This is a genomic window from Micromonospora humi (assembly GCF_900090105.1).
Classification (GTDB): Bacteria; Actinomycetota; Actinomycetes; order Mycobacteriales; family Micromonosporaceae; genus Micromonospora; species Micromonospora humi.
This window is the reverse complement of the sequence record NZ_FMDM01000006.1, coordinates 89457-102718: the sequence shown is the minus strand read 5'-3', so window position 1 is coordinate 102718 and position 13262 is coordinate 89457. Positions and strand designations below refer to the sequence as shown.

Sequence of the window (13262 nt, the reverse complement as noted above, 5' to 3'; positions counted from 1 at the left end):
GGTGAGCCTGGTCATAACGCGTGTCGTTAGCCAGGCTCATTAGTTAGGCTAACTAGTGTGACGGAGCGGACGGTGACGGCGAGACGCGTGCCACCGGCGCAGCTGGCCCCCCAGCTGCGAGATGCGATCACCCGGCTCAACCGGCGGGTCCGACAGGCCCGACCGGTCGGCGACCTCACGGTCACCCAGCTGTCGGCGCTCACCAGCCTCAAACTGGCGGGCGCCCTCACGCCACGGGAACTGGCCGACGTGGAACGGGTGCAGCCGCCGACGATGACCAAGATCGTCGCGAAGTTGGAGGAGCGCGGCCTCGTGCAGCGCACCCCCCACCCGACCGACGGACGGCAGGTCATCCTGGCGGCGACCGAAGGGGGACGGGCCGTGCTCGACCAGTTCGAGCGGGCCCGCAACGAATGGCTGGCCAGCCGGCTGGCCGCGCTCACCGAGGAGGAACGCGACACGCTGCGGCGGGCCGCGGACATCCTCCAGGGAATCGCACGCGCCTGACACCGGGTCGCGCGGTCCGCTTCGTCCGTTGTGGATGAGGCGTACCCGACGCGAGGAGGCGCACCTAGAGTGCAGGCCAAGCTGAGCACGATGTTCCAGTCCCTACGAGTCCGTAACTACCGACTCTTCGCCACCGGGCAGCTGATCAAACTGATCGGCGTCTGGATGATGTTCATCGCCCAGGACTGGCTCGTCCTCGAGCTCAGCGACAACTCCGCGACCGCGCTCGGCGTGGTCACCGCGTTGCAGTTCACCCCCGTCCTCCTGCTCACCCTGCTCTCCGGCCGCCTCGCCGACCGGTACGACAAGCGGATGCTGCTCTTCGTCGCCAACGCGTTCTGGACCGTGCTGGCGCTCGGCATGAGCCTGCTGGTCGTCACCGGCGTGGTGCAGCTCTGGCACGTCTTCGCGTTCGCCGCCCTGCTCGGCGTCGCCAACGCGGTCGAGACCCCGGTACGGCAGGCCTTCGTCTCCGAGCTGGTCGGCGTGCCGCTGCTGCCGAACGCGCTCTCGCTCAACGCGGCCGTGTTCAACTCCGCCCGGATCGTCGGCCCCGCCGTCGCCGGCCTCGCCATCGCCGCCTTCGACGTCGGCCCGGTCTTCATGTTCACCGCGCTCAGCTCGATCGCCCCGCTGGTCAACGTGGTCCGGATGCGCCCGGCGGAACTGCACCGCAAGGACCTGCCGCCGGCCGGCGAACGGGACCAGGCCAGGGTGATCGACGGCCTGCGCTACGTCGCCCGCCGCCCCGACCTCCTGCTGCCCATGGTGGTCATGTCGGTGATCGGGATGAGCCTGTTCAACTTCCAGCTCACCCTCGCCGCGCTGGCCAAGACCGTGTTCCAGACCGGTGCCGCCTCGTTCGGCCTGTTCAGCACCGCGCTGGCGGTCGGCGCGCTGGTCGGCGCGCTCGCCGGGACCGGCCGGCGCAGCCGGCCCTCGGTCTGGCTGGTGCTCGGCGCGGCGATCGGCTGCGCCAGCTTCGGCACGCTCGTCGGGCTCGCGCCCGCGTACTGGATGGTGGTGTCGCTCCTGCTGCCCACCGGCTTCTTCATGGTCTTCTTCGCCCAGGCCGCCAACCAGCGGGTGCAGCTCGGCGTCGACGCGTCCTTCCGGGGCCGGGTGATGGCGCTGTGGGTGCTGGTGTTCCTGGGCACCAACCCGGTCGGCGCGCCGATCATCGGGTGGGTGGCCGAGCGCTTCGGCGCCGGCGCGAGCATCTGGATCGGTGGCCTGATCTCGCTGGCCGCCGCGCTGCTGGCGCTCACCTGGCAGCTGCGCCGCTCCGGTGCCCGGCTGCGCCTTCGGGTGCTGCCGATGCCTCGCTTCTACGTGGTGTCCCCCGGCGCCGAGTGAAAGGCGGGGCCCCTTCTTAACGCATTCTGCCTAGGAGGGGCCCCGCTTAACACTCGCGTCGGTTTTGGCAAACGGGTAGCGGGTGGGTGCGGCAGGGCTTAGCGTCGATGTGTGGGATTGGGGCAGGGTGTGCTGCTGGCGCTGGCGATCCTCGCCGTCTGCTGCCTGCCCGCCCTCTTCGCGTTGATCTTCTGCGCCGACGAGATCATCGACCGGGTCGCGTGCGGCTGGGCCGAGTGGCGGGAGCGGCGCCGTGAGGGCCGCACCATCGCCCGCCTCGACCGGGCCATCGAGGCCGAGGCGCTGACCCGCGACATCGACCTCACCGAGTTCGAGCGGGAGGGCCGCCGCCCACTGGAGCAGCTCGCCGTCGACCTGCGCCGGCTCGGCGGCCACCGGCTGGCCGCCGCCGACCGCTCGGTGGTGTGGCACGGCGCGGTCATCGAGGCGTACGACGAGCGGCTGCGCGCCGCCTGCCACGCCCTCGGCATCGCCGAGCACCTCACCGAGCTGGACGGCGTCGATCGGGAAATCGAACGGGTCCGCGTCGAAGGGCTGCTGCACGCCGCCGGGCTGACCCTGCCGGCCGCCCGGGCGGCGCACCACCAGCGACACCACTGACCGGGTGCGGCTCTTCGCGGCGATCTACCCGCCCGAGGCGGCGGTCGCCGACCTGACGGTGCGGGTCGCCGAGCTACGGATCGCCGACGGCGCTCACGTGCGGCTCGCCGACCCGGCCCACCTCCACCTCACGCTGGCGTTCCTCGGCGAGGTGCCGGACGACCGGCTGGTCGCCGTGGAGAGCACGCTCGGGTTGGCCGCACAGGCGTTCCGGGACGACCGGGACAGCTCGCCTCGGCTGCGGCTCGGTGGCGGGGGCAGCTTCGGCCAGGGGCGGTCCACGGTGCTCTGGGTGGACGTGCGAGGTGAGACCGACGCGCTGGACGCGCTCGCCCGGCTGGTCCGCGACGGGTTGCGCCGGGCCGGGCTGCCGCACGACGACGACAAGCCGTTCCGGGCCCACCTGACCATCGCGCGTCCCGGCGACCGTGTGCCCCGCGCGGACGTGCGGGCCGACCGGGAGGCGTTGCACGGCTACGCCGGCCCGGACTGGCCGGCCGACGAGCTGGTCCTGGTCCGCAGCCACCTCGGCCGCCCCGCGCGCTACACCCGGCTCGCCGCCTGGCCGCTCTGAACTCCGCCGTCGGGTTGTTAACAGGGGCCCCCTCCTCTACCTGAGGCGTTAACAGGGGGCCCCTCCTTACACCTACCAGGCCCAGGCCTCGGGGCCGGGGCCGCCGTTGCCGATCGGCGGGAACAGCTCGTCGAGGCGGGTCAGGGTGGCCTCGTCCAGCTGGACGTCGAGCGCGCCCAGGTTGCGGTCGAGCTGGTCCATGGTGCGCGGACCGACGATCGGGGCGGTCACCCCGGGCCGGGAGAGCAGCCAGGCCAGTGCCACATCAGCCGGGTCCTGGCCCAGGTCGGCGCAGAGCTTCTCGTACGCCTCGATGGTGTTCCGATGCTCGGCCAGCGCGTCGGCCGAGCGGCCGGACGTGCCGCGGGCGGCACTGCCGTCGGCCATCTTCCGGATGATCCCGGAGAGCAGCCCGCCGTGCAGCGGCGACCAGGGGATGATGCCCAGCCCGTAGTGCTGCGCGGCCGGGATCACCTCCAGCTCGACGTGCCGGGTGAGCAGGTTGTAGATGGACTGCTCGGAGACGAGGCCGAGGAAGTTGCGCTTCCCGGCGGCCGCCTGCGCCTGCGCGATGTGCCAGCCGGCGAAGTTGGACGACCCGACGTAGAGCACCTTGCCCTGCGCGACGAGCGTCTCCATCGCCTGCCAGATCTCCTCCCACGGCGTGGTCCGGGAGACGTGGTGCATCTGGTAGAGGTCGATGGTGTCGGTCTGGAGGCGGCGCAGCGAGTCCTCGCAGGCCCGGATGATGTGCCGGGCGCTCAGGCCCTGATCGTTGGGCCAGTCACTCATCTTGCCGTACACCTTGGTGGCCAGCACGACCTTGTCACGGCGCCCGTCGCCCTGGGCGAACCACCGGCCGACGATCTGTTCGGTGATGCCCTCGCCTTGCTTCCAGCCGTAGACGTTCGCGGTGTCGAAGAAGTTGATCCCGTGTTCCAGCGCCCGGTCCATGATGGCGAAGCTGTCCGGCTCGTTCGTCTGCGGCCCGAAGTTCATGGTGCCGAGGCAGAGCCGGCTCACCGACAGGCCGGTGCGTCCCAGGTTCGTGTACTCCATGGGTCCACCCTGGCACGCGGGCACTTCGAGTGCCTCACGTCAGGTGTGCGCCAGGGTGGACCGGTGGATCAGGAGGACTCGCGGGCCGCCGGGCCGCTGCCGAAGAGGACGTCGTCCCAGCTCGGCAGCCGCTTGCGCGGCTTGCCGCCGGCCTCGCCCGACTCGGTGCCGGCGCCGCCGGACGCCGGCGGGTTGCCGGTGCGCCGGGGTCGGAGCACCGCCAGCGAGGGCACGGCCGGGATCTCCTTCGGCGCGTCCGAGTCGTCGTCGAACGCCGAGCCCTGGCCGCCACCGAGCAGCGCGGCGGCACCGCCGGCGACCGCCCGCTGCCGGGGCGCGTCGGAGCCGGCCAGCGCGGCCGGGGAACGGGTGTCGAGCCCGCGCCCGGACGTGCCGCCGAGCGGTCGGTCCAGCGAGGCGAGCAGCGCGTCCCGGCCGGCGCGGATCGGGTCCCGCCCCGGGCGGGCCTGCTCGACCCCGGACGGCAGGCCGTGGCCGCCCCGGCTCGGCTCGCCGCGCGACGGGCCGGGCAGCGCGTGACCGCCCCGCTCCGGCGCCGGCTCCTGGCCGAGGATCGGCGTGGGACGCTCGGCGCACAGGTATTGCGCCATGTCGTCGTGTGCGACCACGTTCTGCCGGGACTTGTCGAGATCCCACACCGCCTGCGCGGTGGCCTTGCCGGACGGCCAGGTGGCGATGATCCGCCAGGTGCCGTCGTCGCGGCGGTAGGCGTCCCAGGAGATCTTCTCGGTGTCGATGCCGTGCTGGGCCAGCCGGCCGTTGACCACCTCGGCCAGCGGGGTCGGCTTCTCGGCGCCCTTGAGTCGGGTGCGGCGGGCGTGCTGGGCCAGCATGGCCCGCTCCTGGAGCACCGGGCCGGCGTAGCGCAGCACCCGGTCGACCGGGACGCCGGCGATGCGGGCCACGTCCTCCGCGGACTCGCCGGACCGGATCCGGGCCTGGATGTCGCGCGGGGACAGTGACGGCGTGGGATCGGTGGAGGCGGGCACCACCGCGAGCGGGGTCGCGCCCGGCTCGGCGTGCAGCACCGAGGCCACGCGCTCGTCGATGGGCAGCGCGAGCAGGCGGCCCACCTCGTCGGTGAGCACCAGGGCCTGGCCGTCCTCGGAGAGAGCGACGAAGCGTACTGGGCGCATCGGCTTGCCTCCGTCCCGCTTCGCTGGCCGTCACACGCCACGAGCCGGCCACCCGGGCGTCTCGAACCACCGTACGCTCATCTTCCCAGCCGTGGGGAGAGCGACACCCCGGCATGTCGCGACTGAGCTGCGGCAACGATCACGGTGGGTGGCCGCCGGAGCCCCGGCGACCACCCAGCGTCACGACGTGATCAGAGTCGCTCCACCACGTGGTCGACGCACGCGGTGAGCGCCTCGACGTCGGCCGGCTCGACGGCCGGGAAGAGCGCCACCCGCAGCTGGTTGCGGCCGAGCTTGCGGTAGGGCTCGGTGTCGACGATGCCGTTGGCGCGCAGCACCTTGGCGATCGCGGTCGCGTCCACCCCGTCGGCGAAGTCGACGGTGGCGACCACGTTGGAGCGCAGCGCCGGGTCCGACACGAACGGGCTGGCGTACGGGGAGCGCTCGGCCCAGCCGTACACGGCGGCGGCGCTCTCGGCGGTGCGCTTGGCCGCCCAGGCCAGCCCACCCTGCGCGTTCATCCAGTCGGTCTGCTCGGCGGCCAGGAAGATGGTGGCCAGCGCCGGCGTGTTGTAGGTCTGCTCCAGCCGCGAGTTGTCGATCGCGGTGACCAGGTCGAGGAAGGCCGGGATGTAGCGGCCCGACGCCTTGACCTCGGTGGCCCGGGCCAGCGCGGCCGGCGACATCAGGGCGAGCCAGAGGCCGCCGTCCGAGCCGAAGCACTTCTGCGGGGCGAAGTAGTAGACGTCGGTCTCGGCGACGTCGACGTCCAGCCCGCCGGCGCCGGAGGTGGCGTCGACGAGCAGCAGCGAGCCCTCGTCGGCGCCCGGCACCCGGCTGATCGGCACCGCCACGCCGGTGGAGGTCTCGTTGTGCGGGGTGGCGTAGACGTCCACGCCGGCCTCGGCGACCAGCGACGGCGCGCTGCCCGCCTTGGACTTGCGGACGGTCGGCTCGCCCAGGAACGGCGCGTCGGAGACCGACTTGGCGAACTTCGCGCCGAACTCGCCGAAGCTGGCGAACTGGGCCCGGTCGCGGACCAGGCCGAACGTGGCGACCTCCCAGAAGGCGGTGGTGCCGCCGTTGCCGATCACCACCTCGTAGCCCTCGGGCAGCGAGAAGAACTCGGCGAGCCCGCGGCGCAGCCGGGCGACCTGGTCGCGGACCGTCTTCTGCCGGTGCGACGTGCCCAGGTAGCTGGTGGCGACGTCGGCGAGCGCGGAAACCGCCGCCGGACGGACCTTGGACGGGCCGCAGCCGAAACGGCCGTCGGCGGGCTTGAGGTCGTCGGGAATCCGGATGGTCGGTGCGTCAGCCACGGTTGTCTCGATCCTTCCGCATGGGCGAGGGCGGGCCCTGTTCCTGCGGGCGCGGACCGACGGCCGGCTCGTGCGCCGGACGCACGGGACGGCCGGGATCCGAGCCCGGCCGGCAGCGCTGCCGGCCCCCATCCTCGCACCCGCCCGGCCGGACCCACCCGCTGGTCCCACGCCGGCCGCTGAGGCGTACGCCACAAAGCAGGTGTTAAGAAGGGCCCCCGCCTATGCAGAATGCGTTAAGCGGGGGCCCCTCCTTACACCTCAGACGTTGTGCGGGATGGCGTCCCAGCCCTCGACCTGCTGCGGCTTGCGGGTGCCCGGGCCGACGTAGGTGGCGGACGGGCGGACCAGCCGCTGGAGCTTCTTCTGCTCCAGGATGTGCGCGGACCAGCCGCCCATCCGGGCGCAGGTGAACATCGAGGTGAACATGTGCGCCGGCACCTCGGCGAAGTCCAGCACCACGGCCGACCAGAACTCGACGTTCGTGGCGAGCACGCGGTCCGGGCGGCGGGCCTGGAGTTCGGCCAGGGCGGCCTTCTCCAGCGCCTCGGCGACCTCGAAGCGCGGCGCGCCCAGCTCCTTGGCGGTGCGCCGGAGCACGCGGGCACGCGGGTCCTCGGCCCGGTAGACCCGGTGGCCGAAGCCCATCAGCCGCTCGCCCCGGTCGAGGACGCCCTTGACGTACCCCTCGGCGTCGCCGCTGCGCTCGACCGCCTCCAGCATGCTGAGCACCCGGGACGGTGCGCCGCCGTGCAGTGGGCCGGAGAGGGCGCCGATGCCGGAGGAGATGCAGGCCGCGGCGTCCGCGCCGGTGGAGGCGACGATCCGGGCGGTGAAGGTGGAGGCGTTCAGGCCGTGCTCGGCGGCCGAGATGAAGTAGGCGTCGACGGCCTTGACGTGCCGCGGGTCGGGCTCGCCGCGCCAGCGCTTCATGAACCGCTCGACGATGGTCTCCGCCTTGTCGATCTCCTTCTGCGGCACCGCCGGCAGGCCCAGCCCGCGGGCCGACTGGGCGACGAAGGACAGCGCGGTGACCGACACCCGGGCCAGGTCCTCGCGGGCCTGCTCGTCGGAGATGTCGAGGAGCTGGTCGAGACCCCAGTAGGGGGCCAGCATGGCGACCGCGGACTGGACGTCGACCCGGATGTCGCCGGAGTGCACCGGCACCGGGAACGGCTCGGCCGGCGGCAGGCCCGGGCCGAACCGGCCGTCCACCAGCAGCGCCCAGACGTTGCCGAAGGAGACCTGGCCGATCAGATCCTCGATGTCCACGCCCCGGTAGCGCAGCGATCCGCCCGCGCGGTCGGGTTCGGCGATCTGGGTCTCGAAGGCTACGACGCCCTCCAGGCCCGGCTTGAAATCGGACATGTCGTCTCCTGGCTTCCGGCTCGGTGCGCCCGGTCGGGCCGATCCGGCTCCGCAGCTCAGGCGACCCTCGGGATGTGGTTCGTGACATCTTGCCCGGTGAGTAACCACGTGCGCGACCCGCAGCCACTGTGCGCCACGCGACATCCCCGCCGGTGGACGCCGGTGCGGGTAGGAGAAGACTGGGCGGCGGGGCCTGGCCAGCGTCGGGGGACGCGGGCGAGCCCGGGAGAGGAACGGCGAGAGTGACAGGCGACACACCCGCCCCGGCCGGCATGCGTAACGAGTACGACGCCGACCTGGGCCTGACCGAATCGGACCTGGCCGCGGACTGGCACACCCAGTTCGCCCGCTGGTTCGCCGACGCGGTGGCCCACCCGCTGCCCGAGCCGAACGCGATGGTGCTCGGCACCGCCGACGCGCAGGGGCGACCCAGCGGCCGCACCGTGCTGCTCAAGGGCTACGACGCGGAGGGCTTCGTCCTCTACACCAACCACCTGTCGCGCAAGGGCGCCGAGCTGACCGCCAACCCGTGGGCCAGCCTGGTCTTCCCCTGGTTCCCGATGCAGCGGCAGGTGACCGTCACCGGCCGGGTGGAGCGGGTCACCCGGGCCGAGACCGAGTCCTACTTCGCGGTCCGGCCGCGCGGCTCGCAGCTCGGGGCATGGGCCAGCACCCAGTCCGCGGTGGTGCCGGACCGGGCCGCGCTGGACGCGGAGTACCGGGCGGCGGCGGAGCGCTTCGCCGCCGTCGAGCAGATCCCGGCGCCGCCGCACTGGGGCGGGTTCCGGGTCCGCCCGGAGACGGTGGAGTTCTGGCAGGGTCGGGCCGGCCGGCTGCACGACCGGCTGCGGTTCCGACTGGCGGAGAGCGGCGTCTGGGTCGTCGAGCGGCTCGCGCCGTGACCCAGCTCAAGCAGGCCCGGCCGGGTGGACCCCGCCGCTGGGCGATCGACCTGCGCCCGCTCGGCGTGCCCGCGTACCGGCGGGTGTGGCTCGGCAACGCGGTGGCGATGTTCGGCTTCCAGTTCACCGCGGTGGCGGTGCCGGTGGAGATGTTCGACCTCACCGGCGGCTCGTTCTGGGTCGGGCTGCTCGGCGTCGCCGGGTTCGTGCCGCTGCTGGTCTTCGGGCTCTGGGGCGGCGCGGTCGCCGACGCCCGGGACCGGCGTCGGGTGCTGCTCGCGGCCGGCACGCTGCTCTGGGCCGCGACGCTCGGGCTGCTGGTGCAGTCGCTGGCCGGGGCGCGCAGCCCGGTGCTCCTCCTGCTGCTGGTCGGCGTGCAGGCGGTGGCGTTCGCGATCACCTCACCGGCCCGCAGCGCGATCCTGCCCCGGCTGGTGCCGGCCGAGCTGGTGCCGGCGGCCACCACGCTGAACTACACCACGTTCACCGCCGCAGCCGTCTTCGGCCCGCTGGCCGCCGGGCTGATCTTCGCCACCTGGCGTGTCGACGCGGCGCTGCCCGTCGCGTACGGGCTGGACGCGCTGCTGTTCACCGTCTCGCTCTGGGCCACGCTGCGGCTGCCGGCGATGCCGCCCGAGCCGGACCCGGGCGGCGGTGTCCGCAGGGCCGGGCTGGGCAGCATCGTCGACGGCTTCCGCTATCTGGCCACCACGCCGGTGCTGCTGCTCTCCTTCGCCATCGACCTGATCGCGATGATCCTGGCCATGCCGAGGGCGCTCTTCCCCGAGCTGGCGCAGGAGCGCTTCGGCGGCGGCGCGGCGGTCGGCTGGCTCTACAGCTCGATCGCGATCGGCGCGATGCTGGGCGGTCTCACCTCCGGCTGGATCGGCCGGGTCCGTCGGCAGGGGCTGGCGCTGGCCGTGGCGGTGGTCGGGTGGGGTGTGGCGATCGCGCTCGCCGGGCTGGCCGGCCAACTCTGGCTGGCGGTGCTGCTGCTCGGGGTGGCCGGCGCCGCAGACCTGGTCAGCGCCACCCTGCGGCAGTCGATGCTGCTGGTCTACGCGCCGGACCGGATGCGTGGCCGGCTGCAGGGCGTGAACACGGTGGTGGTGGCCGGCGGCCCCCGCCTGGGTGACCTGCGGGCCGGCGCGACGGCCGCCGGGTTCGGCACCGGCGTCGCCATGGTGGGCGGTGGCATCGCCGCCGCCGTGCTGGCGACGCTGCTGGTGGTGGCGTTCCCCGCGCTGATCCGATATCGCGCCTCCACCCCCGCCGAGGAGCGTCGCTGACGGTAGGGTCGCCGAATGGGGAAAGACGTGCACGCACCCTCGGGTACACAGTGGACCATCTCCGCCGACGGCCACCAGGCCGTCGTGGTGGAGGTCGGCGGCGGGCTGCGGGCCTACCGGCACGACGGCGTGGACTACCTCGACGGGTACGCCGAGGACGAGCTGAGCCCGGGCTCGGCCGGGCACGTGCTGGCGCCCTGGCCGAACCGGATCCGGGACGGCCAGTACACGTTCGGGGACCGTTCCCTCCAGCTCGACCTGACCGAGCCGGAGCGGCACAACGCCCTGCACGGCCTGGTCAACTGGGTCCGGTGGGAGCTGGTCGAGCAGTCGCCGGCGAGCGTCACGATCGGCTACGACCTGCCGCCCACCCCCGGCTATCCGTGGTCGTTGCGGCTGCGCAGCCGGTGGAGCGTCGGCCCGGACGGCCTGCGCGCCGAGCACGAGGTGACGAACCTGGCCGGCGAGCCGGCGCCGTTCGGCTTCTCCGTGCACCCCTACTTCCAGCTCCCCAAGGTCGCGGTGGACGACCTGCTGCTGCGGGTGCCGGGCCGCAACCGGGTGCTGACCGACGGTCGGCTGCTGCCGGTGGCGGCGACCGAGGTGAGCGGCACGGAATACGACTTCACCGCGCCCCGCCCGATCGGTGACCTGGTGCTCGACCTGGCCTTCGGTGACGTGGCGCGGGACACCGACGGCGGTTCGGCGGTGACGCTCGGCGCGCCGGACGGCGCGTCCGGGTTGCGGATCTGGGCCGACCGCGAGTTCGGCTGGTGGCAGGTGTTCACCGGGGACACGCTCGGCGGGGAGCGGCACCGCCGCTCGGTCGCGGTGGAGCCGATGACCTGCCCGCCGGACGCGTTCCGCTCCGGCAAGGACCTGATCACGCTCGACCCGGGGCAGACCTGGCGCGGCGCCTGGGGCGTCCGGCCGGAGGCCTGAGCGTGGAGTTCGCCGACGTGGTCCGGCGCCGCCGGATGGTCCGCAACTACGACCCCGACCGGCCGGTGCCGCCGGAGACCGTGGACCGGCTGCTGGAGCACGCGGTCCGGGCCCCCTCGGCCGGGTTCGCGCAGGGTTGGGGCTTCCTGGTGCTGGAGGAGCCGGCCGACCGCGAGCGGTTCTGGGCGGCCACCACGCCGGAGGGCGGTGGCCGGGAACGCTGGCTGGCCGGGATGCGCCGGGCCCCGCTGATCGTGGTGCCGCACGCCAACCGCGACGCCTACCTGGACCGGTACGCCGAGCCGGACAAGGGCTGGGCGGACCGCGCCGAGGAGCGCTGGCCGGTGCCCTACTGGTATGTGGACACCGGCTTCGCCGCGCTGCTGATGCTGCTCACCGCGGTGGACGAGGGGCTGGGCGCCTGCTTCTTCGGCATTCCGCCGCAGCGGATCGGGGAATACCGGGACGCGTTCGGGGTGCCGCCGGAGCTGCACCCGATCGGTGCCGTCACCGTCGGTTATCGAGCTGTCGACCACAGGTCACCGTCGCTGCGGCGGGGGCGGCGCCCGGTGGATGATGTGGTGCGGCGGGGGCGGTGGAGCTGAGCGGCTAGGCTGGCACCCACATCGTCAGCCGGGCCTGGGGGAGGAGAACGCGCCGTGATCTTCAGGGCGGTCCGGGACGGGCGTCCCTACCCGGAGCACAACTACACGCTGAAGCAGTGGGCCGAGATCCCACCGCGCCCGCTGCGGCTGGCCGAGCTCATCACCACCAAGCGGGAACTGGCGCTGGACAAGCTGCTCGCGGAGGACTCCACCTTCTACGGCGACCTCTTCCCGCACGTGGTGCAGTGGAACGGCGGCCTCTACCTGGAGGACGGCCTGCACCGGGCGCTACGCGCCGCGCTCCAGCAGCGCAACCAGATCCACGCCCGGGTGCTGGTCCTCGGCGAACAGGGCGAGTGACGACCTCCTGAGTCTTGGTTAAGGTGACGCCATGACTCCTCTCGACCTGCTCGACCTCGACGCGTCGCTGAGCGAGGAGGAGCGCCAGATCCGTGCCGTCGTGCGCCAGCTCGTCACCGACCGGGTCCGTCCGCACGTCGCCGGCTGGTACGAGGACGGCGAGGTGCCGGCCCGCGAGCTGGCCCGCGAGTTCGGCAAGCTGGGTCTGCTCGGCATGCACCTGACCGGTTACGGCTGCGCCGGGGCGTCCGCCGTCGCGTACGGGCTGGCCTGCCTGGAGCTGGAGGCCGGCGACTCCGGCGTCCGCTCGCTGGTCTCGGTGCAGGGCTCGCTCGCCATGTACGCGATCTGGCGCTTCGGCAGCGAGGAGCAGAAGCAGCGGTGGCTGCCGGCGATGGCGACCGGCGACGCGATCGGCTGCTTCGGGCTGACCGAGCCGGACCACGGCTCCGACCCGGCGTCGATGGCCACCCGGGCCCGCCGCGACGGCGACGACTGGATCCTCACCGGCGGCAAGATGTGGATCACCAACGCGCCGATCGCCGACGTCGCGGTGATCTGGGCCCGCACCGACTCCGGCGTGCGCGGTTTCGCCGTACCCATGGACACGCCGGGTGTGACGGCGCGGGAGATCCGGCGCAAGATGTCCCTCCGTGCCTCACTGACCGGCGAGATCGCGCTCGACGACGTGCGGCTGCCGGCGGACGCGCAGCTGCCCGAGGCGGTCGGCCTGAAGGCGCCGCTGAGCTGCCTGACCGAGGCCCGGCACGGCATCGTCTGGGGCGCGCTCGGCGCGGCCCGCGACTGCCTGGAGACCGCCCTGGAGTACGCGACCACCCGCACCCAGTTCGGCCGGCCACTGGCCGGCTTCCAGCTCACCCAGGCGAAGCTCGCCGACATGGCGGTGGAGTGGAACAAGGGGCTGCTGCTGGCGCTGCACCTGGGCCGGCTCGCCGACGCCGGGACGCTGCGCCCCGAGCAGGTGAGCGTGGGCAAGCTGAACAACGTGCGGGAGGCGCTCGCCATCGCCCGGCAGTGCCGCACCATCCTCGGCGCGAACGGCGTCTCCGGTGACTATCCGGTGATGCGGCACGCCAACAACCTGGAGAGCGTGCTCACCTACGAGGGCACCTCGGAAATCCACCAGCTCGTCATCGGGCAGCGGCTGACCGGGCTCTCCGCATTCGCCTGACCTGGTCTTTC

14 protein-coding genes are annotated in these 13262 nt (G+C 73.1%); 10 read left to right on the top strand and 4 right to left on the bottom strand.

What is annotated here, in order from left to right:
* Nucleotides 1-57 precede the first annotated feature (57 nt).
* From GA0070213_RS13570 to thpR, 4 genes are all read left to right on the top strand, one after another.
* Nucleotides 58-507, top strand: coding sequence for a MarR family winged helix-turn-helix transcriptional regulator (locus tag GA0070213_RS13570; protein ID WP_175441334.1), 450 nt, complete (start codon nt 58-60; stop codon nt 505-507).
* A gap of 69 nt (nt 508-576) precedes the next feature.
* The gene (locus tag GA0070213_RS13565; protein ID WP_091062648.1) at nt 577-1863 is read left to right on the top strand and encodes an MFS transporter; all 1287 of its coding nucleotides are present in this window, start codon (nt 577-579) and stop codon (nt 1861-1863) included.
* Nucleotides 1864-1974: 111 nt separating this feature from the next.
* Nucleotides 1975-2484 carry a hypothetical protein gene (locus tag GA0070213_RS13560; protein ID WP_091062645.1) on the top strand — a complete coding sequence of 170 codons (510 nt, stop codon included), beginning with the start codon at nt 1975-1977 and terminating at the stop codon, nt 2482-2484.
* A gap of 4 nt (nt 2485-2488) precedes the next feature.
* A complete protein-coding gene (gene thpR / locus GA0070213_RS13555) occupies nt 2489-3058 on the top strand; it encodes an RNA 2',3'-cyclic phosphodiesterase (protein WP_091062643.1) in 570 nt (189 codons plus the stop codon).
* Between the two features lie 72 nt (nt 3059-3130).
* Here the strand turns inward: thpR and GA0070213_RS13550 are convergent, their stop codons facing one another.
* From GA0070213_RS13550 to GA0070213_RS13535, 4 genes are all read right to left on the bottom strand, one after another.
* Nucleotides 3131-4117, bottom strand: coding sequence for an aldo/keto reductase (locus GA0070213_RS13550; protein ID WP_091062641.1), 987 nt, complete (start codon nt 4115-4117; stop codon nt 3131-3133).
* Between the two features lie 68 nt (nt 4118-4185).
* Nucleotides 4186-5274 (bottom strand): septation protein SepH, encoded by a 1089-nt coding sequence (sepH, locus tag GA0070213_RS13545; protein WP_091062639.1) that lies wholly within the window; start codon nt 5272-5274, stop codon nt 4186-4188.
* A 191-nt stretch (nt 5275-5465) separates the two neighbouring features.
* Nucleotides 5466-6593 carry a phosphoserine transaminase gene (gene serC, locus GA0070213_RS13540; protein WP_091062636.1) on the bottom strand — a complete coding sequence of 376 codons (1128 nt, stop codon included), beginning with the start codon at nt 6591-6593 and terminating at the stop codon, nt 5466-5468.
* 261 nt (nt 6594-6854) lie between these two features.
* Nucleotides 6855-7961 (bottom strand): citrate synthase 2, encoded by a 1107-nt coding sequence (locus tag GA0070213_RS13535; RefSeq protein WP_091062634.1) that lies wholly within the window; start codon nt 7959-7961, stop codon nt 6855-6857.
* Between the two features lie 272 nt (nt 7962-8233).
* Here GA0070213_RS13535 and pdxH point away from each other — a divergent pair, with 272 nt between their 5' ends.
* Genes pdxH through GA0070213_RS13505 form a run of 6 tightly spaced genes read left to right on the top strand, consistent with a single transcriptional unit; the run spans nt 8234 to nt 13251 of the window.
* Complete coding sequence (pdxH, locus tag GA0070213_RS13530; protein ID WP_091062632.1) at nt 8234-8863, top strand: pyridoxamine 5'-phosphate oxidase; 630 nt, start codon at nt 8234-8236, stop codon at nt 8861-8863.
* Nucleotides 8860-10152, top strand: a complete 1293-nt coding sequence (locus GA0070213_RS13525; RefSeq protein ID WP_091062630.1) for an MFS transporter — start codon at nt 8860-8862, stop codon at nt 10150-10152. Before pdxH ends, GA0070213_RS13525 begins: the two co-directional genes overlap by 4 nt.
* Nucleotides 10153-10167: 15 nt before the next feature.
* Nucleotides 10168-11094, top strand: coding sequence for an aldose 1-epimerase family protein (locus tag GA0070213_RS13520; protein WP_091062628.1), 927 nt, complete (start codon nt 10168-10170; stop codon nt 11092-11094).
* A 2-nt stretch (nt 11095-11096) separates the two neighbouring features.
* Nucleotides 11097-11699 (top strand): nitroreductase family protein, encoded by a 603-nt coding sequence (locus GA0070213_RS13515; protein ID WP_091062626.1) that lies wholly within the window; start codon nt 11097-11099, stop codon nt 11697-11699.
* A 54-nt stretch (nt 11700-11753) separates the two neighbouring features.
* Nucleotides 11754-12059 (top strand): type II toxin-antitoxin system VapB family antitoxin, encoded by a 306-nt coding sequence (locus GA0070213_RS13510; protein ID WP_091062625.1) that lies wholly within the window; start codon nt 11754-11756, stop codon nt 12057-12059.
* Nucleotides 12060-12090: 31 nt separating this feature from the next.
* Nucleotides 12091-13251, top strand: a complete 1161-nt coding sequence (locus GA0070213_RS13505; RefSeq protein WP_091062623.1) for an acyl-CoA dehydrogenase family protein — start codon at nt 12091-12093, stop codon at nt 13249-13251.
* The last annotated feature ends 11 nt before the right edge of the window (nt 13252-13262 follow it).

Excerpts from the sequence above, each read along its gene's own strand:
- GA0070213_RS13550 (WP_091062641.1), bottom strand. The coding sequence starts at position 4,117 with ATGGAGTACACGAACCTGGGACGCACCGGCCTGTCGGTGAGCCGGCTC.
- sepH (WP_091062639.1), bottom strand. The coding sequence starts at position 5,274 with ATGCGCCCAGTACGCTTCGTCGCTCTCTCCGAGGACGGCCAGGCCCTG.
- GA0070213_RS13535 (WP_091062634.1), bottom strand. The coding sequence starts at position 7,961 with ATGTCCGATTTCAAGCCGGGCCTGGAGGGCGTCGTAGCCTTCGAGACC.
- pdxH (WP_091062632.1), top strand. The coding sequence starts at position 8,234 with ATGCGTAACGAGTACGACGCCGACCTGGGCCTGACCGAATCGGACCTG.
- GA0070213_RS13520 (WP_091062628.1), top strand. The coding sequence starts at position 10,168 with ATGGGGAAAGACGTGCACGCACCCTCGGGTACACAGTGGACCATCTCC.
- GA0070213_RS13505 (WP_091062623.1), top strand. The coding sequence starts at position 12,091 with ATGACTCCTCTCGACCTGCTCGACCTCGACGCGTCGCTGAGCGAGGAG.